Source organism: Enterobacter sp. fkY84-1 (genome assembly GCF_052974705.1).
The window spans coordinates 306,984-327,881 of record NZ_CP169393.1; the positions used below are offsets into that span (position 1 = coordinate 306,984).

The 20,898-nt window shown below is 56.7% G+C and carries 20 protein-coding genes; 16 read left to right on the forward strand and 4 right to left on the reverse strand.

What is annotated here, in order from left to right; all coding sequences use genetic code 11:
* Positions 1–42: 42 nt before the first annotated feature.
* Positions 43–2,463 (reverse strand): glycerol-3-phosphate 1-O-acyltransferase PlsB, encoded by a 2,421-nt coding sequence (gene plsB / locus ACEPLT_RS01400; RefSeq protein ID WP_021242749.1) that lies wholly within the window; start codon positions 2,461–2,463, stop codon positions 43–45.
* A gap of 154 nt (positions 2,464–2,617) precedes the next feature.
* Here plsB and ACEPLT_RS01405 point away from each other — a divergent pair, with 154 nt between their 5' ends.
* From ACEPLT_RS01405 to ACEPLT_RS01420, 4 genes are all read left to right on the forward strand, one after another.
* Positions 2,618–2,986 carry a diacylglycerol kinase gene (locus ACEPLT_RS01405; RefSeq protein WP_021242750.1) on the forward strand — a complete coding sequence of 123 codons (369 nt, stop codon included), beginning with the start codon at positions 2,618–2,620 and terminating at the stop codon, positions 2,984–2,986.
* Between the two features lie 108 nt (positions 2,987–3,094).
* On the forward strand, positions 3,095–3,703 hold the full coding sequence (lexA, locus tag ACEPLT_RS01410; protein ID WP_008503366.1) for a transcriptional repressor LexA: 609 nt from the start codon (positions 3,095–3,097) through the stop codon (positions 3,701–3,703).
* A 63-nt stretch (positions 3,704–3,766) separates the two neighbouring features.
* The gene (gene dinF, locus ACEPLT_RS01415) at positions 3,767–5,104 is read left to right on the forward strand and encodes an MATE family efflux transporter DinF (RefSeq protein ID WP_021242751.1); all 1,338 of its coding nucleotides are present in this window, start codon (positions 3,767–3,769) and stop codon (positions 5,102–5,104) included.
* 120 nt (positions 5,105–5,224) lie between these two features.
* Positions 5,225–5,434 carry a CsbD family protein gene (locus ACEPLT_RS01420; RefSeq protein ID WP_014830284.1) on the forward strand — a complete coding sequence of 70 codons (210 nt, stop codon included), beginning with the start codon at positions 5,225–5,227 and terminating at the stop codon, positions 5,432–5,434.
* Between the two features lie 69 nt (positions 5,435–5,503).
* On the opposite strand, the gene zur is transcribed toward ACEPLT_RS01420, so the two are convergent.
* Entirely contained in the window at positions 5,504–6,016 is a 513-nt protein-coding gene (gene zur, locus ACEPLT_RS01425; RefSeq protein WP_008503369.1) for a zinc uptake transcriptional repressor Zur, read from the reverse strand.
* Between the two features lie 115 nt (positions 6,017–6,131).
* On the opposite strand from zur, the gene ACEPLT_RS01430 reads away from it, so the two are divergent.
* The 4 genes from ACEPLT_RS01430 (at position 6,132) to pspG (ending at position 9,560) form a co-directional block, all read left to right on the forward strand.
* Positions 6,132–6,620 (forward strand): cupin domain-containing protein, encoded by a 489-nt coding sequence (locus ACEPLT_RS01430; RefSeq protein WP_023293524.1) that lies wholly within the window; start codon positions 6,132–6,134, stop codon positions 6,618–6,620.
* Between the two features lie 172 nt (positions 6,621–6,792).
* Positions 6,793–8,103 carry a conjugal transfer protein TraF gene (locus tag ACEPLT_RS01435; protein ID WP_021242754.1) on the forward strand — a complete coding sequence of 437 codons (1,311 nt, stop codon included), beginning with the start codon at positions 6,793–6,795 and terminating at the stop codon, positions 8,101–8,103.
* 82 nt (positions 8,104–8,185) lie between these two features.
* On the forward strand, positions 8,186–9,181 hold the full coding sequence (gene dusA, locus ACEPLT_RS01440) for a tRNA dihydrouridine(20/20a) synthase DusA (RefSeq protein WP_232929249.1): 996 nt from the start codon (positions 8,186–8,188) through the stop codon (positions 9,179–9,181).
* 136 nt (positions 9,182–9,317) lie between these two features.
* Entirely contained in the window at positions 9,318–9,560 is a 243-nt protein-coding gene (gene pspG, locus ACEPLT_RS01445; protein ID WP_232929252.1) for an envelope stress response protein PspG, read from the forward strand.
* Positions 9,561–9,744: 184 nt separating this feature from the next.
* On the opposite strand, the gene ACEPLT_RS01450 is transcribed toward pspG, so the two are convergent.
* Positions 9,745–10,728: a quinone oxidoreductase gene (locus ACEPLT_RS01450; protein WP_049121149.1), complete on the reverse strand. Its 984-nt coding sequence runs from the start codon at positions 10,726–10,728 to the stop codon at positions 9,745–9,747.
* Between the two features lie 60 nt (positions 10,729–10,788).
* Here ACEPLT_RS01450 and dnaB point away from each other — a divergent pair, with 60 nt between their 5' ends.
* The 8 genes from dnaB to ACEPLT_RS01490 all read left to right on the forward strand — a co-directional run bounded on the left by dnaB (position 10,789) and on the right by ACEPLT_RS01490 (position 17,994).
* The gene (gene dnaB / locus ACEPLT_RS01455; RefSeq protein WP_008503375.1) at positions 10,789–12,201 is read left to right on the forward strand and encodes a replicative DNA helicase; all 1,413 of its coding nucleotides are present in this window, start codon (positions 10,789–10,791) and stop codon (positions 12,199–12,201) included.
* 16 nt (positions 12,202–12,217) lie between these two features.
* On the forward strand, positions 12,218–13,297 hold the full coding sequence (alr, locus tag ACEPLT_RS01460; RefSeq protein ID WP_008503376.1) for an alanine racemase: 1,080 nt from the start codon (positions 12,218–12,220) through the stop codon (positions 13,295–13,297).
* A 22-nt stretch (positions 13,298–13,319) separates the two neighbouring features.
* Entirely contained in the window at positions 13,320–13,877 is a 558-nt protein-coding gene (pnuC, locus tag ACEPLT_RS01465; protein ID WP_232929253.1) for a nicotinamide riboside transporter PnuC, read from the forward strand.
* Entirely contained in the window at positions 13,874–14,884 is a 1,011-nt protein-coding gene (locus ACEPLT_RS01470; RefSeq protein ID WP_232929254.1) for an AAA family ATPase, read from the forward strand. The genes pnuC and ACEPLT_RS01470 overlap by 4 nt, the downstream gene beginning before the upstream one ends.
* A gap of 75 nt (positions 14,885–14,959) precedes the next feature.
* Positions 14,960–16,153 (forward strand): aromatic amino acid transaminase, encoded by a 1,194-nt coding sequence (gene tyrB / locus ACEPLT_RS01475; protein WP_196365645.1) that lies wholly within the window; start codon positions 14,960–14,962, stop codon positions 16,151–16,153.
* A gap of 241 nt (positions 16,154–16,394) precedes the next feature.
* Positions 16,395–17,108, forward strand: coding sequence for an acid phosphatase AphA (gene aphA / locus ACEPLT_RS01480; protein WP_232929255.1), 714 nt, complete (start codon positions 16,395–16,397; stop codon positions 17,106–17,108).
* Positions 17,109–17,221: 113 nt separating this feature from the next.
* Entirely contained in the window at positions 17,222–17,638 is a 417-nt protein-coding gene (locus tag ACEPLT_RS01485) for a secondary thiamine-phosphate synthase enzyme YjbQ (RefSeq protein ID WP_008503381.1), read from the forward strand.
* A gap of 2 nt (positions 17,639–17,640) precedes the next feature.
* Entirely contained in the window at positions 17,641–17,994 is a 354-nt protein-coding gene (locus tag ACEPLT_RS01490) for an MmcQ/YjbR family DNA-binding protein (RefSeq protein ID WP_008503382.1), read from the forward strand.
* Between the two features lie 3 nt (positions 17,995–17,997).
* Here the strand turns inward: ACEPLT_RS01490 and uvrA are convergent, their stop codons facing one another.
* The gene (uvrA, locus tag ACEPLT_RS01495; RefSeq protein ID WP_008503383.1) at positions 17,998–20,820 is read right to left on the reverse strand and encodes an excinuclease ABC subunit UvrA; all 2,823 of its coding nucleotides are present in this window, start codon (positions 20,818–20,820) and stop codon (positions 17,998–18,000) included.
* Between the last annotated feature and the right edge of the window lie 78 nt (positions 20,821–20,898).

Below are 20,898 nucleotides of genomic sequence, written 5' to 3' on the forward strand. Positions count from 1 at the left end.
TATTATCCAGGGCATCAGGCCGGGCCATAACCCGGCATTGTGTTACTCACCCTGCGTGGCGCTCTCAATCGTCAAGCGCACGTCCGAGGTAATCAGCTCCGCCAGCATCTGGTACACCTTCAACGTCTCTTCCGGCTCGGCATCACCCGTATCGCTGATGAAGCCTTCATCGCGCAGCGTCAGCACCAGAGAACTGAAGACCGCTTTGTCGAAGAATTCAGGGGCGTTAATACCGTGCAGAACGGACAGGCGCTGGGCCAGCGTCCGGCTCTCTTTCTCCAGCGTACCGCGGTTGATGGACGGGTTCGCGCTCAGCAGCCAGAACGTGATGGCGTAGCGCTGCAGCGTTTCGCGCGCACCGGCCGCCAGCAGCTGCAGGGTGCGGGAGCGTGACGGATTGATGTGCAGCTCGTCGTTGTTCAGGGTAATCAGCCCCTGGCGACGCATCTCTTCCGTCATCTTATCCAGTTCTGTCGCCAGCTCATCCTTACTCCAGCGCAGGAACAGCTCCGCTTTCAGCATTGGATAGATGGTCTCAAGATGGCGCAATAGCTCCTGACGGGAGATATGACGATGCTGGGTAATAATGGCGGCCATGAGCGACGGCAGCATCAGCATATGCGTGATGTTGTTGCGGTAGTAGGTCATCAGCACCGCCTGCTCGCGCGGCAGAATGATGATGTCGCCGATCGTGTCCTTCTCCACTTCAAACTTGTTCATCTGCAACGCGTGATCGATAAGTTCACTGGCGGTTGCAGAAGGCACGGTCGAGTCAACCGAATACGGCACGTTACGCATCATGTCCAGATAGCAATCCAGCTGCTCCGTGAGCTGTTCACGGGTCAGCGAGCGCTGACGTGAAGCCAGCAGCGCCGTACAGCAGAGGTTCATGGCGTTAGCCGCACCGGCGTTGTTAATGCGCACCATCAGCTCGGACGCGATGCCGTTAACCGTTGGCGTTAGCCAGGCCGGACGCACCGCTTCGATAGGATCGATGGACTCGCGCCACTCCGGCACGTGATGGTTCAGGTAGGTCATCAGCGGCATCGGCTCGCCGAAGTTCACGTAGCCCTGACCGAGATTGCGCAGCTTGCTCAAGCCGCGCAGCATCTGCGGCAGGCTCTCTTTCTCTTTGGTCGCGCCACGCAGCTCTTTCGCGTACGTGCCCACTTCCATCACGTGCTCGTAGCCGATGTAGATAGGCACCAGCGTGATCGGACGGGTACCTCCGCGCAGCATGGCCTGGATGGTCATCGACAGCGTGCCGGTCTTCGGATCGAGCAGACGACCGGTACGGGAACGACCGCCCTCCACGAAGTACTCCACGGAATAGCCGCGGCTGAACAGCTCGCCCAGATACTCGCGGAACACGGTGGAGTAGAGCTTGTTGCCCTTGAAGGTACGACGAATAAAGAACGCGCCCAGGCGGCGGAAAATCGGGCCCGCGGGCCAGAAGTTCAGGTTGATACCGGCTGCGATGTGCGGTGGCACCAGCCCCTGGTGATAGAGCACGTAGGAAAGGAGCAGGTAGTCCATGTGGCTGCGGTGGCAGGGGACATAGACAATCTCATGGCCATCGTGCGCCAGCTGACGCACGCGCTCGGCGTTATGGACGTTGATACCCTGATACAGGCGGTTCCAGGTAAAGCCGAGAATACGATCGGACAGGCGAATCATCTCGTAAGAGAAGTTCGCTGCGATCTCTTCCATCAGCGCAATGGCGTTCTGCTGAGCTTTCTCATGCGAAATTTTCTTGCTGCGCGCTTCATCTTCAACGGCGCGGGCAATCGCTTTTGAAGCCAATAGCTTGTTGAACAGGTCCTGACGCGCCGGGAGGCGTGGCCCTACGGCCGCCAGGCGCTGACGGGCGAAGTGCATACGCGCCACGCGCGCCAGTTTTTGCGCGATGATCTTGTCGGTGCCGTGCTCGTCCGCCATGCGACGCAGCGAAACGGAAGGGGAGAAGCGCACGAAGCTGTCGCGTCCCAGCCAGGAGACCGCGAAGAACTTCTGGATGCCGTTAAGCATGCGCAGCGGCGGATTCTCTTCGCCTTTTTCACGACCCGGACGACGACCAAACATCACCGATACCGGCACCATCTGCACATCCAGATCGGGGTTGCTGCGGTGCAGATCGAGATAGTCATGGAACAGCTTGATGGACTCTTCTTTCGGCGTGTAATAGGTAAACACGCGCGGCCCGCCGTGGATGAAGACGTAGCGCGGGAGCAGCGTACCGTCAACTTCCAGCGGTTCAAGCGGGTCAGGTAAGTCATGCGCCAGACACTGGGCGCGAAGCGTCAGTAAGTCTGCCTTCGAGTTATAAGGCAAAACGTACATAATGGGGCGCGACGTATCGAGCCCCAGTTCCAGCGCGGGTTCTGCTGGGATAGACTTGCTTTTTACCAGGATGCTTAATGGTAAATTAAGTAATTTGTAGTAAATTCGTGGCCAGCCGGACATAAACGATGTAAAGCCTCTGGTTAATAATGCAATTGCGGCGCAAGGATAACAGAAAGCGCGCAAAATTTCTGTTGTTACCCGTCATACTTCAGGCTGTAGCGAAACGCGCTCCGCCTCATGTTAATGACGCTCTTTTTTAAAAAAGGTTCTTTTAATGGCCAATAATACCACTGGGTTAACGCGTATCATCAAAGCCGCCGGCTATTCATGGAAAGGTTTCCGTGCCGCATGGGTCAACGAAGCCGCTTTTCGCCAGGAGGGCGTCGCCGCAATCATCGCGGTGATCGTCGCCTGTTTCCTTGATGTTGATGCGATTACCCGCGTACTGCTTATCGGTTCCGTACTTCTGGTGATGATAGTGGAAATTCTTAATAGCGCTATTGAGGCCGTTGTTGATCGCATTGGTTCCGATTTCCATGAGCTTTCTGGCCGTGCAAAAGACATGGGCTCTGCTGCCGTGTTGCTGGCGATTATCACTGCCGTTATCACCTGGGTCACCCTGCTTTGGTCACATTTCCGATGAGCCTCGAGGAATAATTAAGTCCCTGGTTTTTTGTGCAGTTTTTGGTTCCAAAATCGCCTTTGACTGTATATACTCACAGCATAACTGTATATACACCCAGGGGGCGGAATGAAAGCGTTAACGACCAGGCAGCAAGAGGTGTTTGATCTCATTCGGGATCATATCGGCCAGACGGGTATGCCACCCACGCGTGCGGAAATCGCGCAGCGTCTGGGCTTCCGTTCTCCGAATGCTGCCGAGGAACACCTGAAAGCGCTGGCGCGTAAGGGTGTGATTGAGATTGTGTCAGGCGCGTCGCGTGGTATCCGCCTGCTGGTGGAAGAAGAGACGGGCATTCCGCTGATAGGCCGCGTTGCTGCAGGTGAGCCGCTGCTGGCACAACAGCATATTGAAGGTCACTACCAGGTCGATCCCGGCATGTTCAAACCGAGCGCTGATTTCCTGCTGCGCGTCAGCGGCATGTCGATGAAAGACATCGGCATTCTTGATGGCGATCTGCTTGCGGTGCATAAAACCCAGGACGTGCGAAACGGCCAGGTCGTGGTCGCACGCATTGATGACGAAGTGACCGTTAAGCGTCTGAAAAAGCAGGGTAACACTGTTCAGTTGCTGCCCGAAAACAGCGAGTTCACCCCGATTGTGGTCGACCTCCGCGAACAGAGCTTCTCTATTGAAGGTCTGGCGGTAGGCGTGATTCGCAACGGTGAATGGCTGTAATCTCTTCCTGACAGGCTATGGCACCGCTGTAGCCTGATTCATTCCCCACTCCCGGTATCTTTCATGTCACTGCTGACGGCATCCGATAAGGCATTGTGGCGTCTTGCTCTGCCGATGATTTTCTCCAATATTACCGTGCCCTTGCTGGGGCTGGTTGATACTGCCGTTATAGGCCATCTTGATTCACCGGTTTATCTTGGCGGCGTGGCGATTGGCGCGACGGCAACCAGCTTCCTGTTTATGCTGCTGCTCTTTTTGCGCATGAGTACCACCGGTCTTACCGCACAGGCTTATGGCGCGAAAGATCCGCTGCGTCTGGCGCGCGCACTGGTGCAGCCGCTGATCCTCGCGCTTGGCGCGGGTGCGTTAATCGTTGTATTGCGGGCCCCCCTGATCGATCTTGCGCTTCATATCGTCGGTGGCAGCGAAGCGGTACTGGCGCAGGCGCGACGGTTCCTGGAAATCCGCTGGCTCAGCGCACCCGCCTCGCTGGCAAACCTGGTTCTGCTGGGGTGGCTACTGGGCGTGCAGTACGCCCGCGCGCCCGTGATTTTGCTGGTGGTGGGTAATCTGCTCAACATTGTTCTGGACGTCTGGCTGGTCATGGGTCTGCATATGAACGTGCAGGGCGCGGCGCTGGCGACGGCGATTGCCGAATACGGGACCTTTATCATTGGCTTGTGGATGGTCCGGCGTGTGCTGGCCATGCGCGGGATCTCCCTGGCGCTGCTCAAAACCGCATGGCGCGGCAATATCCGTAAGCTGCTGGCGCTCAACCGTGACATCATGTTGCGCTCGCTTCTTCTTCAGCTCTGCTTTGGTGCGCTGACGGTTTTCGGGGCTCGACTGGGGCCGGAAATCGTTGCGGTGAATGCGGTATTGATGACGCTTCTGACCTTTACCGCCTATGCGTTGGACGGATTTGCCTACGCGGTTGAAGCGCATTCCGGGCAGGCGTACGGCGCGCGCGAAAGCGGGCAGCTTCGGGAGGTGTGGCGGGCTGCCTGCCGTCAGTCGGGGCTGGTGGCGCTGGCCTTTGGTCTGGTTTACGCCTGCTTCGGTGAGCAAATCGTTGCATTGCTTACCTCTCTCCCTGCGCTGCGCGAGCTGGCGAGCCACTATCTGATCTGGCAAGTCGTCTTACCGGTGGTTGGCGTCTGGTGTTATCTGCTGGACGGCATGTTTATTGGGGCGACGCGCGGAGCCGAAATGCGCAACAGTATGGCTGTCGCGGCGGCCGGATTTGGCCTGACGCTGCTGACGCTCCCCTGGCTGGGTAATCATGGCCTGTGGCTGGCCCTGGCCGTCTTCCTCTCGCTGCGCGGGTTATCGCTGGCGTTTATCTGGCACCGGCACTGGCAAAACAATACCTGGTTTCCCTCGCGCTCCGATATATCGTGACGGTTAAAGATTCCGAATATGAAATTAACCACGGAATCCTTAACTACAATAATTATCACGTCCAGCAGAAAAGAACGTAACGGACGTTACGACCCGACGCTTAACGAAGAGGACACGATGATGAATAAAGACGAAATCGGCGGCAACTGGAAGCAGTTCAAAGGTAAAGCGAAAGAACAGTGGGGTAAGCTGACGGATGACGACATGACCGTTATCGAAGGTAAACGCGATCAGCTTGTCGGTAAAATCCAGGAGCGTTACGGCTACGCAAAAGACCAGGCGGAAAAAGAAGTGGGCGACTGGGAAAAACGCAACGACTACCGCTGGTAACCGGGCTACACCCGAAAGTACAAGGAAGTACACCCTGAGGGCGGCCATGAGCCGCCTTTGCTTTTGACGCTAACGCGGCTTTTTCTTCACCAGGATAGAGTGGTCGTGCTGACACGCGTCCTGATGGCGACAGGCTTCCACCTCCACGCACGCGGAACAGAGCCCGTGCGCTTCAATCACGTTATGACGCAGGGCAAAGCCCATTTTCGCTGCCAGCGTATGCATAATATCTTCCACGCCTTCCGCAGCCTCTTCTTTCACCACGCCGCAGCGGTCACAGATAAACATCGCCGATGTGTGGGTGGGCTGATCGAACAGATGGCATAGCACATAGCTGTTGGTGGATTCCACCTTGTGCACGAACCCTTGTTCAAGCAGGAAATCCAGCGCGCGATAGACCGTCGGCGGCTTTGCCTGCGGCTCGCTTTCGCGGAGGAGATCCAGCAGATCGTAGGCGCTGATGGCACCCTGCTGCAGGCTCATCAGACGTAATACTTCAAGGCGCTGCGGAGTCAGGCGCACATTGCGTTGCGCACACAGCTTTTCGGCCTGCGCTAACAGCTCTTTTGTGGACTTATCCATGTAGCACCCCGGATGTTATAGGACGGAAAACCTTCACTTTATCATGTTCTGCTAAAAACACCGAGATCCGCCAGTCTGTGCTATACCTGACCCATCGAAAACCGGGAGAACCAGAATGAAAAGACCTGACTGCATTCGACACTGGCGCGACGTGGAAGGCGCGGATGACTCGACCTACCCCGACAGCGATGAGCTGTTTTCCATTGGCGCACCGCTGGCTCGCAAGCTTGGGCTCGGGCGTATTGGCATCCATCATGAGCGCCTGCCGCCTGGGCGCAGAACGTCCTATCCGCATGCGGAGAGCGACGAAGAAGAGTTTGTTTACGTGCTCGAAGGCTACCCTGAAGCCTGGATTAACGGCCACTTGTGGAAACTGGAGCCTGGCGACAGCGTAGGCTTTCCCGCCGGAACCGGCATCTGTCATACCTTTATCAACAACACGGACGATGAGGTTCGGCTCCTGGTCGTTGGCGAGGCCAACAAGAAGCACAACCGCATCTACTACCCGCTCAACCCCGTGTATGCCGCCACGCGGGAAGATCGCTGGGTAGATCATCCCCCGCAGTTTTTTGGACCGCATGATGGAAAACCTGGGAAAAAATAATTTCCTCTTCTATAAATATTGAGGGCCGTCACAAAATATAACAGGCCGTAAGGGAGTTTTACTTAGGGAAAGAAATAGCGGGTCTTTTACTACTTATTCACAGCAATAGTTCGTTCCTGTTTGGGTGATAACAGACAGGGGTTATTTCATAACAGACTATAACGGGCATACTGTGAAAAAAAATTTTAAATTTTCGGTGGTTAGCATTGCTGTCTCCTTGTTTATGGCAAATCAGGCGGGAGCAGCCAATACCTGGACAGAATCACGCAGCGACGCAATGGGTGGCACCGGCGTGGCTTCGGGAAGCTATGGCAGTGGGGCGTTAATCAACCCCGCGCTGCTGGCAAAGGCAAAACCGGACGATGATGTGACGGTCATATTGCCTTCGGTTGGCGCGCAAATCACGGATGAAGACAATCTTCAGGACGAGATTGATAACATCAACGACAAAATTAATCACTACAAGGATGTGGTTGATAATCTCACGCCACGAGAAATTATCACCAATCCATTAGGTTCCATTAATCAATTCCAGGGCGCGGCCAAAGATCTGGCCGATGAGCTGGACTATCTCAAAGGCAAAACCGCACGCGCAACGGCAGGGGCAGGGCTTGCGGTGAGTATCCCTAACGATGTCCTTTCGGTAGCCTTCATGGCGAAAGGCTATGCCCATGGCCGGGTGAGCTCGTCTATCGATCAGCAAGATATTGATTACCTTCGCCGTATTCAACGAAGCAATGTCGTGGCTGCCGGTGTCGCGCTGGACGCTGCGCTGAATGGTACGGATCAGATCACCAAAAACCTCAACTCAACGGCATCCGGCCGGGCGGCGATAGTCTCCGATTACGGTGTTGCTGTTGCCCGTCAGTTCGATCTGGGTGGCGTCCCGGTTTCCGTGGGGGTTACGCCAAAACTGCAAAAAACCTGGGTCTATAACTACACCACGTCAATCTACGATTACGACAGTAACAAGTGGAACGACAGCCGCTACCGCACTGACGATACGGGCTTCAACGTGGATGCCGGTATTGCGGCCGATTTCGGCGAACACTGGACCGTGGGCGTGAGCGGACAAAACCTGATGTCGCGTGATATCGACACCAAAGACATCCGTATCCGCAACGGCCGTACGGGAGAAGTGGTGAGCTATAAAGACACCTACCAGATCCGTCCGCTGGTGACCGCCGGTGCTGCCTGGCACAACGACCTGGTGACGCTGACCGCCGATGGCGATCTGACCGAAACCAAAGGCTTCAAGAGCGAAGATACGTCGCAGTACGTGGGTGTCGGTGCCGAGGTGACGCCGCTGAGCTGGCTGGCGGTGCGTGCGGGTTATCGTGCCGACGTGAAGGGTAACGACAGCAATGTCTTTACCGGCGGTGTCGGTTTCGCGCCGTTTAGCACCGTGCATGTTGACCTGATGGGCCTGTACGGTGAAGACGAAACCTGGGGCGCAGGGGCTCAGCTGAGCATGACGTTCTAAAGTCCACCGGAGGCGCTGCGCCTCCGGCTTTTCTTTGTGCTATAGTAGCGCCCCTTTTCCACCAGATGCTTAAAACTTCGCCATGTCGTCAGAATTACAGACCGCTTTCCCTGCACACCGTTTTTCCATTGCGCCGATGCTCGACTGGACGGACAGACACTGCCGCTATTTCCTGCGCCAGCTCTCCCACCGTACGCTGCTGTACACCGAAATGGTGACCACAGGCGCAATCATTCACGGCAAGGGCGACTATCTGGCCTATAGCGAAGAAGAGCATCCGGTTGCCCTGCAGCTGGGCGGCAGCGATCCGGCCGCGCTGGCGCAGTGCGCGAAGCTGGCTGAAGCGCGCGGCTACGACGAGATCAACCTCAACGTTGGCTGCCCGTCCGATCGCGTGCAAAACGGCATGTTCGGCGCCTGCCTGATGGGGAACGCGCAGCTGGTGGCGGACTGTATCAAGGCGATGCGCGACGTCGTTTCCATTCCGGTGACGGTCAAAACCCGCATCGGCATTGACGACCAGGACAGCTACGAATTCCTGTGCGATTTCATCAATACGGTCTCCGGCAAGGGCGAATGCGAGATGTTCATCATCCATGCGCGAAAAGCCTGGCTCTCCGGCCTGAGCCCGAAAGAGAACCGTGAGATCCCGCCGCTGGACTACCCGCGCGTGTATCAGCTGAAGCGTGACTTCCCGCACCTGACGATGTCCATTAACGGCGGCATCAAGTCGCTGGAAGAGGCCAAAGCGCATCTTGAACATATGGATGGGGTGATGGTCGGGCGCGAGGCGTATCAGAACCCGGGCATTCTGGCGACGGTCGATCGCGAAATCTTTGGCATCGAAGGTGCAGACACCGATCCGGTTGGCGTGGTGCGTGCGATGTATCCTTACATTGAGCGCGAGCTGAGCAACGGTACGTATCTCGGCCATATCACTCGCCATATGCTTGGGCTGTTCCAGGGCATTCCGGGCGCGCGTCAGTGGCGTCGCTACCTGAGCGAAAATGCCCATAAAACCGGGGCCGATATTGAGGTGCTGGAACATGCGCTGCGCCTGGTGGCGGACAAGCGATAACTTTCGCTAAAAGTTCGTCAAATTCACCACGCCCTGCGAATTCTCGCGGGGCGTTTTGCTTTAAGAACAACACGTTATGTCTGGCATGATTCTTGTAATGTTTGCTGCATCATTCGGGAACTCGTGGGAGAGCACCATGCTGGAACTACTTTTTGTGATTGGCTTTTTTGTCATGCTGTTAGCAACGGGCATTTCGCTGCTCGGCATTCTGGCGGCTATCGTGGTGGCGACGGTCGTCATGTTTATTGGCGGATTGTTTGCCCTGACGATCAAACTGCTGCCGTGGTTACTGCTGGCCGTGGCGGTGGTATGGGTGATACGGGCGATTAAATCGCCAAAAGTGCCCATTTATCAGCGCAATAACCGCTTCCGTTACTAAGGTATTGAGGGGTTCGTCACAGAGTTGTAACTTTTCCGGCAGCCTGGCTTAGAACAGAATAGGATTTACTTATCGAATCTGTCACTATGACTGCCGTTAAAGAATTCATCGCGCTGTACCCTACATACAGCCGAACTAAAAAAAGAAAGGGCTTCCCACGGGAAGCCCAATTTCTTTTTTGGGCTCAGGGAATCAACAAGCTCGATCCCTGCGTTGCCCGGCTCTCCAGCACCTCATGCGCGCGCTGCGCGTCGGCTAGCGGGTATTTCTGCGCTTCTGCCACATCCACCTTAATGACGCCGCTGGCGATCAGCGAGAACAGCTCGTTGCTGGCTTCCTCAAGTTCTTCCCGGTTGGTGATGTAGCCTTGCAGGGAAGGGCGCGTGACGTACAGCGAGCCTTTCTGGTTCAGGATGCCGAGATTCACGCCGGTGACAGCACCTGACGCATTCCCGAAGCTCACCATCAGCCCACGACGCTGCAGGCAGTCCAGCGACGCTTCCCAGGTATCTTTCCCTACCGAGTCATACACCACGCGCACCTTTTTGCCGCTGGTGATCTCCTTCAGCCGTTCGACAATGCTCTCTTCACGGTAGTTAATCACCTGCCAGGCGCCCGCCTGCAGCGCGCGCTGGGCTTTTTGGGCATTGCCCACGGTGCCGATCAGTTTTGCGCCCAGCGCTTTTGCCCACTGACAGGCGATGAGCCCGACGCCACCCGCCGCGGCATGAAACAGGAACTGCTCGTCGGGTTTAATTTCATAGGTTTTGCGCAGCAGGTAGTAAACGGTTAACCCTTTCAGAAAGGAGGCCGCCGCCTGCTCAAAGGAGATGGCGTTGGGCAGCAGGGCGGCTTTATCCGCCGGGACGTTGTGGACGGAGCTGTAAGCGCCCAGCGGAGATTGCGCGTACACCACGCGGTCGCCTTCTTTAATATGCTTAACCGCGCTGCCCACTTTGACGACGACGCCGGCCGCCTCGGTGCCCAGTCCGCTCGGCATCGACGGAGGCGGGTAGAGCCCGCCGCGAATATAGGTGTCGATGTAGTTTATGCCGATGGCTTTGTTTTCAACCTGCACTTCGTTTTCGCCAGGCGCGGCAGGGGTGAACTCCACCGCGTTGAGTACGTCAGGGCCACCATGCTTGTGAAATTCAATACGTGTTGCCATGCTTCCTCCAGAATGTGGTAATCTTTCGACCCACTCTTTATCTCGGTAACTCCATTCACTATGGCAGGAAACAAACCCTTCAACAAACAGACTGAACCTCGCGAGCGTGATTTCCAGGTCGCAGGGTTAAAAGTCCCGCCGCACTCGATTGAAGCGGAACAGTCGGTGTTGGGCGGTTTAATGCTGGATAACGAACGCTGGGACGACGTCGCCGAGCGCGTGGTGTCTGAGGATTTCTACACCCGTCCGCACCGTCATATCTTTACCGAAATGGCGCGCCTGCAGGAGTCGGGTAGCCCAATTGACCTGATCACGCTCGCGGAATCGCTGGAGCGTCAGGGACAGCTGGACAGCGTCGGCGGGTTTGCCTATCTGGCAGAACTGTCAAAAAACACGCCAAGTGCGGCAAACATCAGCGCTTATGCCGACATCGTGCGTGAACGTGCCGTTGTCCGCGAGATGATCTCGGTGGCGAATGAGATCGCCGAAGCCGGTTTTGATCCGCAGGGTCGCACCAGTGAAGACCTGCTCGATCTTGCCGAGTCCCGCGTCTTCAAAATCGCCGAAAGCCGTGCCAACAAAGACGAAGGCCCCAAAAACATCGCCGATGTCCTCGACGCCACCGTCGCCCGTATCGAACAGCTGTTCCAGCAGCCGCACGACGGTGTGACCGGGGTGAACACCGGTTATGACGATCTCAACAAAAAAACCGCCGGTCTGCAGCCGTCGGATTTGATTATCGTCGCCGCGCGTCCGTCGATGGGTAAAACGACATTTGCGATGAACCTCGTCGAAAATGCGGCGATGTTGCAGGATAAGCCGGTACTGATTTTCAGCCTTGAGATGCCCTCCGAGCAGATCATGATGCGTTCTCTGGCATCGCTGTCGCGCGTGGACCAGACCCGCATCCGTACCGGTCAGCTCGACGATGAGGACTGGGCGCGCATCTCCGGCACCATGGGCATTCTGCTGGAAAAACGTAACATCTATATTGATGACTCCTCCGGCCTGACGCCGACGGAAGTCCGTTCCCGCGCGCGTCGTATCGCCCGCGAACACGGCGGTATCGGCCTTATCATGATCGACTACCTTCAGCTGATGCGCGTCCCGTCGCTCTCCGACAACCGTACGCTGGAGATCGCCGAAATTTCCCGCTCGCTCAAGGCGTTAGCCAAAGAGCTGCACGTGCCGGTGGTGGCGCTGTCGCAGCTTAACCGCTCTCTGGAACAACGTGCCGACAAACGTCCGGTCAACTCCGACCTGCGTGAATCCGGCTCGATCGAGCAGGATGCCGACTTAATCATGTTTATCTACCGTGATGAGGTTTATCACGAGAACAGCGACCTGAAAGGGATCGCCGAAATTATTATTGGTAAACAACGTAACGGCCCGATCGGGACGGTGCGTCTGACCTTTAACGGCCAGTGGTCGCGTTTCGACAACTATGCCGGTCCTCAATATGATGATGAGTAATTTCTAAGGAATTCAAATGCAAGCGGCAACTGTTGTCATTAACCGCCGCGCTCTGCGACACAACCTGCAACGTCTGCGTGAACTGGCACCCGCCAGCAAGCTCGTTGCAGTCGTGAAAGCGAACGCTTACGGACACGGTCTTCTTGAGACCGCGCGAACGCTCCCCGATGCCGACGCCTTTGGCGTCGCCCGTCTTGAAGAAGCCCTCCGCCTGCGCGCGGGGGGGATTACCCAGCCGATTCTGCTCCTCGAAGGCTTTTTCGAAGCCGCCGATCTGCCAACTATCGCGGATCAGCATCTGCACACGGCGGTACACAACGAAGAACAGCTGGCCGCGCTGGAAACCGCTGAGCTGAGCGAGCCGGTGACCGTGTGGATGAAGCTTGATACGGGCATGCACCGTCTGGGCGTGCGTCCGGAAAGCGCCGAAGCGTTTTATCAGCGTTTATGCCGGTGCAAAAACGTGCGCCAGCCGGTGAATATTGTCAGCCACTTCGCCCGTGCCGATGAGCCCGAGTGCGGTGCGACCGAGCGACAGCTGGATATCTTTAATACCTTCTGCGAAGGCAAGCCGGGGATGCGCTCGATCGCCGCATCCGGCGGTATTCTGCTGTGGCCGCAGTCGCATTTCGACTGGGCGCGACCGGGCATCATTCTTTACGGCGTATCGCCGCTGGAGAATAAACCCTGGGGGCCGGACATGGGTTTCCAGCCGGTGATGTCTCTGGTGTCTACTCTGATTGCCGTGCGAGAACACAAAGCCGGTGAACCGGTGGGCTATGGTGGCACCTGGACCAGCGAGCGCGACACGCGTCTCGGCGTGGTGGCGATGGGCTACGGCGACGGCTATCCGCGCGCTGCACCAACGGGTACGCCGGTGCTGGTCAACGGTCGCGAGGTAAAGATCGTTGGCCGCGTGGCGATGGACATGATTTGCGTCGATCTGGGGCCAGAAGCGCAGGATAAACCCGGCGACGATGTGGTGATGTGGGGGGAAGGTTTACCCGTTGAACGTATTGCTGAAATCACTAAAGTGAGTGCTTACGAACTTATCACCCGCCTGACGTCGCGGGTGGCGATGAAGTACATCGACTAACATTTCATTCCAGGGAAGGATAATGTCCCCTTCAGAAATCGCTGCATGTCTGGCCTATGCTCTCTCCGTCTGGCTGGCCGCCAGAAACAATATCCATACGTGGTGGATAGGCATCATCGGTAGCGGGCTTTATGCCTGGGTCTTCTATTCTGTGCAGCTTTATGCTGACGTTACCCTTCAGTTCTTTTTCATCATAACGAGCATAAGCGGCTGGCTGCATTGGCTTAAAGGCAATCATGGAGAGGTCTTGCCTATTCGTCGTACCAGACCGGGACATTTTTTTATGCTTTTAGCCTGCGCCGTAAGCGTAGCAGCGGCGTACGGGTGGATATTGAATCTCTATACCAATGCATGGGCCCCCTGGCTGGACTCCATCATTTTGACATTCAGCATTCTTGCTCAGTTTATGTTGATGGGACGGCGTCTGGAAAACTGGTACATCTGGCTTGCCGTTAACACGCTGGCAGTACCGCTGTACGCGACGAGAGAACTGTATCTGACCGCCGGTTTATATCTGGTGTTTTGGTTTAATGCGTGGCACGGACTGTATCAGTGGCGCAAGGAGATCCGTGCGCAATGACGCTGTATGCCAACGGCCTGGTGGTAGGCAAATTCGCACCATTACATGCAGGCCATGAAGCGCTTATCAATACGGCACTTGAGCAGTGCGAGACGGTCTGTATCATCAGCTATTCGTCGCCGGAAATACGCGGTTACGAACCTGAAAAGCGGCTTAACTGGTTAACAACGCGCTTCCCACAATGTCGCCACCTCGTGCTTTCGCCGCAAGTGTTGGCTTCATATGGCCTTGCGCCACCGCCACCGAATGACGCTGATGACGATCTTCACCGGCATTATGTTGCAACGCTATGTGAGGACATTCTGCACTGTCAGCCAGAGGCGGTATTTACTGCCGAAGACTATGGAGACGGGTTTGCCACTGTCCTGAGCCAGCGTTTCGGACGACCGGTTGCGCACGTGCGTCTCCAGCGTCAACAGGGACCAGAAGCTCCATCGGGAACGCTCATCCGCTCTGATGTTCATCGTTATCGCAAGATGATGTCCCCTGAGGTGTATCGCAGCTTTGTTTTTCGTATCTGCTTATTAGGTGGAGAATCGACGGGCAAAAGCACGCTTGCAAAGGCACTGGCGCAAACGCTAAACGTTCCGTACGTTGCAGAGTATGGTCGTGAACACTGGGAAGAGAAGAACGGCATCCTTGATCTGGAGGATTTGCTGCATATTGCCCGCGAGCAGGTGCGTCGGGAAGAATCAGCCTGCACGGCGCCTTATCTGGTCTGTGATACGTCACCTTTAACGACCCTGTTTTACGCGCTCGATCAGTTTGGCTGCGCGCCGCAGGCGTTAATGGCGCTTGCTGAACGAGACTATGCACTGGTCGTGCTTTGCGGAGATGATTTTCCGTTTGTGCAGGATGGCACCCGGCAGGGGGAGGCGTTTCGCCACAGACAGCAGGTATGGTATGAAGCAGAGCTATCACAACGAAACATTCCTTTTCTGCGCGTGCAGGGCTCGGTGCCTGAGCGAATCGATTGCATTTGCCGATATATCGAGTGTCTGGCCTGATATCGCACTCGACCTTCACCTGCTTCCGGTTTATTGTTGAAATCCCTGCCTCATCGAATTCCGGAGAACCATCGCGTGTTTCAGAAAGTTGACGCCTATGCCGGCGACCCTATCCTCTCCTTAATGGAGCGTTTCAAAGAAGATCCTCGCAGCGACAAAGTGAACCTCAGCATCGGTCTGTATTACAACGAGGATGGCATTATTCCTCAATTAAAAGCCGTAGCTGAAGCCGAAACGCGTCTGAACGCTGTTCCACACGGCGCTTCTCTGTATCTGCCGATGGAAGGGCTAAACGCTTATCGCAACACCATCGCGCCGCTGCTGTTCGGCGCCGATCACGCGGTGCTCGCGCAAAAACGCGTGGCGACCATCCAGACGCTGGGCGGCTCGGGTGCGCTGAAAGTGGGCGCAGACTTCCTGAAAAAATATTTCCCGGATTCAGGCGTGTGGGTCAGCGACCCGACGTGGGAAAACCACGTTGCGATCTTCGAGGGCGCGGGCTTTAAGGTGGCGACCTATCCGTGGTTCGACAGCGAAACGAACGGCGTGCGCGTTGACGCGCTGCTGGAAAAACTGAACACCCTGCCGGAGCGCAGTATTGTGCTGCTGCATCCGTGCTGCCATAACCCGACCGGTGCCGATCTCACCAATGCCCAGTGGGATGCGGTGATTGAGGTGCTGAAGGCCCGTAACCTGATCCCATTCCTCGATATCGCCTATCAGGGCTTTGGCGCAGGTATGGAAGAAGACGCCTATGCCATCCGTGCCGCTGCCAGCGCCGGGCTGCCTGTTCTGGTGAGTAACTCCTTCTCTAAAATCTTCTCCCTGTACGGTGAACGCGTTGGTGGTCTTTCCGTGGTATGTGAAGACGCCGAAGCAGCCAGCCGCGTGCTGGGTCAGCTGAAAGCGACGGTGCGCCGTATCTACTCCAGCCCGCCAAACTTTGGTGCGCAGGTGGTGGCAACGGTTCTCGGTGACGAAACGCTGAAAGCGTCCTGGCTTGGCGAAGTGGAGGCGATGCGTAAGCGCATCCTGTCGATGCGTCAGGAGCTGGTTAATGTCCTGAAAGAGGCTGTGCCTGGGCATAACTTTGATTATCTGCTCAAGCAGCGCGGGATGTTCAGCTATACCGGACTGAGCGCGGCGCAGGTCGATCGCCTGCGCGAAGAGTTCGGCGTCTACCTGATCGCCAGCGGCCGTATGTGCGTGGCGGGCCTCAATGCCGGCAACGTTCATCGCGTGGCGCAGGCGTTTGCCTCCGTAATGTAAGTATTCACTTACTTGCATGCTTATATGTAGGCCGGGTAAGGCGCAGCCGCCACCCGGCTTTTTTGTTCGCGCCGGTGCCAGTCATTGCCCGGTGGCGCTGAGCTTTGTGATCGTCTTCTTTTTATTCCGCTTCATAAGCAAAAACTCCTTCCTTTCACCTCCCGCTGGGGTTATGGTCGGATAGTTTTTTGACCATTCACTCAAAATAAAACAATAACAAGCTGAATATTCAGGGGAAAATATGCGCAAGATCACACTGGCGCTCAGCGCCGCCTGCTTATTGTTCTCACTTAACAGCGCCGTCGTCGCGCGAGCTTCCGCCCCGACGCCGCTTTACACCGGCACTACCGCCGCCATTCTCGCCGAGCAGGCGCCCATTCACTGGGTTTCCGTGGCCCAAATCGAAAACAGCCTGATGGGGCGCCCACCAATGGCCGTGGGCTTCGATATTGACGATACCGTGTTGTTCTCAAGCCCGGGATTCTGGCGCGGCAAAAAAATGTATTCTCCCGACAGCGAAGCGTATCTGAAGAACCCGGAGTTCTGGGAAAAGATGAATAACGGCTGGGACGAGTACAGCATTCCGAAAGAGGTCGCCCGGGCGCTTATTGCTATGCACGTTAAGCGCGGTGACAGCATTTACTTCGTTACCGGCCGTAGCCAGACCAAAACGGAAACCGTCTCCAGAACACTGCAGGACGATTTCCAGATCCCGGCTGCCAATATGAATCCGGTCATTTTTGCGGGTGACAAAGAGGGGCAAAACACCAAAATCCAGTGGCTGGAAAAGAAAAACATCAAAGTGTTTTATGGCGATTCGGATAACGACATTACCGCCGCGCAGGATGCTGGTGCCAGAGGGATCAGGGTGTTACGCGCGTCTAACTCGACCTATCGACCGCTGCCGATGGCCGGAAAGTTTGGTGAAGAGGTGATCGTCAACTCGGAGTATTAAGCCTCTGGCAGCGAGTTTGACTCTTTTTTAATCAAATCTCGCTGCTGCGGGTTTTACCTTTCGCCTTCTTGCTGCACACTTAGAAAGATTCATCTTTCATTACGGAGCAGCAGATGTGGTACCAACAGACCCTGACCTTAAGCGCTAAACCACGCGGTTTTCACCTGGTGACGGATGAAGTCATCGGGCAACTCCGCGACCTGTCGCGGGTCAAAACGGGTTTGCTGCATCTGCTGCTTCAGCACACGTCAGCCTCTCTCACGCTGAATGAAAATTGCGATCCCACCGTCCGGTCTGACATGGAGCGTCATTTTCTGAAGAGCGTCCCGGACAACGCGCCCTACGAGCATGACTATGAGGGGGCGGACGATATGCCTTCGCATATCAAATCTTCCCTGCTGGGCGTATCGCTGATGCTGCCGGTCCACAACGGACGGCTGCTGTTGGGCACGTGGCAGGGGATCTGGCTGGGAGAACATCGCATTCACGGTGGTTCGCGTAAAATTATCGCCACGCTACAAGGGGAATAAAGATGACAATTTCGGAGATACTTCAGTACTGCATGAGCAAGCCCGGCGCGGAGCAGAGCGTCCATAGCGACTGGAAAGCCACGCAGGTTAAGGTGGGGGATGTGCTGTTTGCGATGGTGAAAGAGGTGGAGGGCCGTCCGGCGGCGTCGCTGAAAACCAGCCCTGAACTGGCGGATTTACTGCGTCAGCAGCATGATGACGTGAGGCCGAGCCAGCACCTCAATAAGGCGCACTGGAGCACCGTCTATCTGGATGGATCGATTCCAGGCTCGCAAATTTACTACCTGGTGGACGCGTCCTATCAGCAGGCGGTTGAGCTGCTGCCGGAAACGACCCGACAGCAACTCTCCGTGTGACAATTACAGCAACGGTTTAAGGAAGCGCGCGGTGTGCGAGGCTTCGCACTCTGCAACGGTCTCTGGCGTACCGGAGACGAGGATTTCACCGCCGCCGCTGCCGCCTTCCGGGCCAAGATCGACAATCCAGTCCGCGGTTTTAATCACGTCCAGGTTATGCTCGATGACCACGATGGTGTTGCCCTGATCGCGCAGCTGATGCAGCACGTCCAGCAGCTGCTGGATGTCGGCAAAGTGCAGACCGGTGGTCGGCTCATCCAGGATATACAGCGTCTGGCCGGTGCCGCGTTTTGACAGCTCGCGCGCCAGCTTCACGCGCTGCGCTTCACCGCCGGACAGCGTCGTGGCGGACTGCCCCAGACGAATGTAGGTCAGGCCGACGTCCATCAGCGTCTGCAGCTTACGCGCCAGCGCAGGGACGGCGTCAAAGAACTCACGCGCCTCTTCGATGGTCATATCCAGCACTTCGTGGATGGTCTTGCCCTTGTACTTAATCTCCAGCGTTTCGCGGTTATAGCGCTTGCCTTTGCACTGGTCGCACGGCACGTAGATATCCGGCAGGAAGTGCATCTCAACCTTGATCACGCCGTCGCCCTGGCAGGCTTCACAGCGGCCGCCGCGCACGTTAAAGCTGAAACGGCCTGGCGTATAGCCGCGTGAACGCGCTTCCGGCACACCGGCAAACAGTTCACGTACGGGCGTGAAAACACCGGTATAGGTTGCCGGGTTAGAGCGTGGCGTACGGCCAATCGGGCTCTGGTCGATGTCGATAACCTTATCGAAATGCTCCAGCCCCTGGATGTCGCGGTACGGTGCAGGTTCGGCCAGCGTCGCGCCGTTCAGCGCCGTCTGAGCAATCGGGAACAGCGTATCGTTGATCAGCGTCGACTTACCGGAACCGGACACGCCGGTAATGCAGGTAAACAGGCCCACCGGCAGCGTCAGGGTAACGTCTTTCAGGTTGTTGCCGCGCGCGCCGGTCAGCTTCAGCACTTTTTCCGGGTTCGCCGCCACGCGCTGTTTTGGTACTTCAATCTTGCGCTTGCCGCTCATGTACTGGCCGGTCAGCGACTCGGGCACCGCCATAATGTCCTTCAGCGTGCCTTCCGCCACCACCTGGCCGCCGTGCACGCCAGCGCCCGGGCCGATGTCGATCACGTGGTCTGCGGCGCGGATCGCGTCTTCGTCGTGCTCGACCACAATCACCGTGTTGCCGAGGTTACGCAGGTGGACCAGGGTGCCGAGCAGGCGCTCGTTGTCGCGCTGGTGCAGGCCGATGGACGGCTCATCCAGCACGTACATCACGCCCACCAGGCCCGCGCCAATCTGGCTCGCCAGACGAATACGCTGGGCTTCACCGCCGGAGAGCGTTTCTGCCGAGCGTGAAAGCGTCAGGTAGTTCAGGCCGACGTTCACCAGGAACTTCAGGCGATCGCCAATCTCTTTCAAGACTTTTTCGGCAATTTTGGCGCGCTGGCCGGACAGCTTCAGGTTATTGAAGAAGTCCATCGCGTGGCCGATGCTCATGTCTGAGATGGTCGGCAGCGCCGTATTTTCCACAAACACGTGGCGCGCTTCGCGACGCAGGCGCGTGCCCTCGCAGGTGGCGCAGGAGCGGTTGCTGATGAACTTCGCCAGCTCCTCGCGCACCGCGCTGGATTCGGTCTCTTTGTAGCGGCGCTCCATATTGTGCAGCACCCCTTCGAACGGGTGGCGACGCACGGAGGTATCGCCGCGATCGTTCATATACTTGAACTCGATGTTCTCTTTGCCAGAACCGAACAGGATCACTTTGTGTACGTTCGGGCTCAGGCTCGCCCACGGCGCTTCCACGTCGAACTTGTAGTGCTCCGCCAGCGACTTCAGCATCTGGAAGTAATAGAAGTTACGCTTGTCCCAGCCGCGAATGGCGCCACCCGCCAGCGACAGCTCCGGATTCTGGATCACGCGGTCCGGGTCGAAATACTGCTGGACGCCCAGACCGTCACACGTCGGGCAGGCGCCCGCCGGGTTGTTAAACGAGAACAGGCGCGGTTCCAGCTCGCGCATGCTGTAGCCGCAAATCGGGCAGGCAAAGTTGGCGGAGAAGAGCAGCTCTTCCGCCTGCGGGTCGTCCATGTCGGAAACCACGGCCGTGCCGCCGGAGAGCTCCAGCGCCGTTTCAAACGATTCTGCGAGACGCGTGGCGAGATCGTCACGCACCTTAAAGCGGTCAATCACCACCTCAATGGTGTGCTTCTTCTGCAGTTCCAGCTTGGGTGGGTCGGACAGGTCACACACCTCGCCGTCAATACGGGCGCGGATATAGCCCTGGCTTGCCAGGTTCTCCAGCGTTTTGGTGTGTTCGCCCTTACGCTCTTTAATGATTGGCGCCAGCAGCATCAGGCGTTTGCCTTCCGGCTGAGACAGCACGTTATCCACCATCTGGCTCACGGTCTGTGCCGCCAGCGGGACGTCGTGGTCCGGGCAGCGCGGCTCACCCACGCGGGCATACAGCAGACGCAGGTAGTCATGAATTTCAGTAATGGTACCGACCGTGGAGCGCGGGTTATGCGACGTGGACTTCTGCTCGATAGAGATAGCAGGAGACAACCCTTCAATGTGGTCGACATCCGGTTTTTCCATCAGCGACAGGAACTGACGCGCGTACGCCGAGAGCGATTCAACGTAACGACGCTGTCCTTCGGCATACAGAGTGTCGAAAGCCAGTGAGGATTTGCCAGACCCCGAAAGCCCGGTCACGACAATGAGTTTGTCGCGAGGGATTATGAGGTTGATATTCTTGAGATTGTGGGTGCGGGCGCCCCGAACTTCGATCTTATCCATTCACCTTTCCCGGTTGGAACACGGATTGCCTGGTTTGTTTGAAGGACAAACGGCTGTCAGAAACGGCTAATTATGACA

Excerpts from the sequence above, each read along its gene's own strand:
- plsB (WP_021242749.1), bottom strand. The coding sequence starts at position 2,463 with ATGTCCGGCTGGCCACGAATTTACTACAAATTACTTAATTTACCATTA.
- zur (WP_008503369.1), bottom strand. The coding sequence starts at position 6,016 with ATGGATAAGTCCACAAAAGAGCTGTTAGCGCAGGCCGAAAAGCTGTGT.
- ACEPLT_RS01420 (WP_014830284.1), top strand. The coding sequence starts at position 5,225 with ATGAATAAAGACGAAATCGGCGGCAACTGGAAGCAGTTCAAAGGTAAA.
- ACEPLT_RS01490 (WP_008503382.1), top strand. The coding sequence starts at position 17,641 with ATGACAATTTCGGAGATACTTCAGTACTGCATGAGCAAGCCCGGCGCG.
- pnuC (WP_232929253.1), top strand. The coding sequence starts at position 13,320 with ATGTCCCCTTCAGAAATCGCTGCATGTCTGGCCTATGCTCTCTCCGTC.
- ACEPLT_RS01405 (WP_021242750.1), top strand. The coding sequence starts at position 2,618 with ATGGCCAATAATACCACTGGGTTAACGCGTATCATCAAAGCCGCCGGC.
- dinF (WP_021242751.1), top strand. The coding sequence starts at position 3,767 with ATGTCACTGCTGACGGCATCCGATAAGGCATTGTGGCGTCTTGCTCTG.
- ACEPLT_RS01430 (WP_023293524.1), top strand. The coding sequence starts at position 6,132 with ATGAAAAGACCTGACTGCATTCGACACTGGCGCGACGTGGAAGGCGCG.
- pspG (WP_232929252.1), top strand. The coding sequence starts at position 9,318 with ATGCTGGAACTACTTTTTGTGATTGGCTTTTTTGTCATGCTGTTAGCA.
- lexA (WP_008503366.1), top strand. The coding sequence starts at position 3,095 with ATGAAAGCGTTAACGACCAGGCAGCAAGAGGTGTTTGATCTCATTCGG.
- dnaB (WP_008503375.1), top strand. The coding sequence starts at position 10,789 with ATGGCAGGAAACAAACCCTTCAACAAACAGACTGAACCTCGCGAGCGT.
- ACEPLT_RS01450 (WP_049121149.1), bottom strand. The coding sequence starts at position 10,728 with ATGGCAACACGTATTGAATTTCACAAGCATGGTGGCCCTGACGTACTC.
- dusA (WP_232929249.1), top strand. The coding sequence starts at position 8,186 with ATGTCGTCAGAATTACAGACCGCTTTCCCTGCACACCGTTTTTCCATT.
- ACEPLT_RS01470 (WP_232929254.1), top strand. The coding sequence starts at position 13,874 with ATGACGCTGTATGCCAACGGCCTGGTGGTAGGCAAATTCGCACCATTA.
- uvrA (WP_008503383.1), bottom strand. The coding sequence starts at position 20,820 with ATGGATAAGATCGAAGTTCGGGGCGCCCGCACCCACAATCTCAAGAAT.
- alr (WP_008503376.1), top strand. The coding sequence starts at position 12,218 with ATGCAAGCGGCAACTGTTGTCATTAACCGCCGCGCTCTGCGACACAAC.
- aphA (WP_232929255.1), top strand. The coding sequence starts at position 16,395 with ATGCGCAAGATCACACTGGCGCTCAGCGCCGCCTGCTTATTGTTCTCA.
- ACEPLT_RS01485 (WP_008503381.1), top strand. The coding sequence starts at position 17,222 with ATGTGGTACCAACAGACCCTGACCTTAAGCGCTAAACCACGCGGTTTT.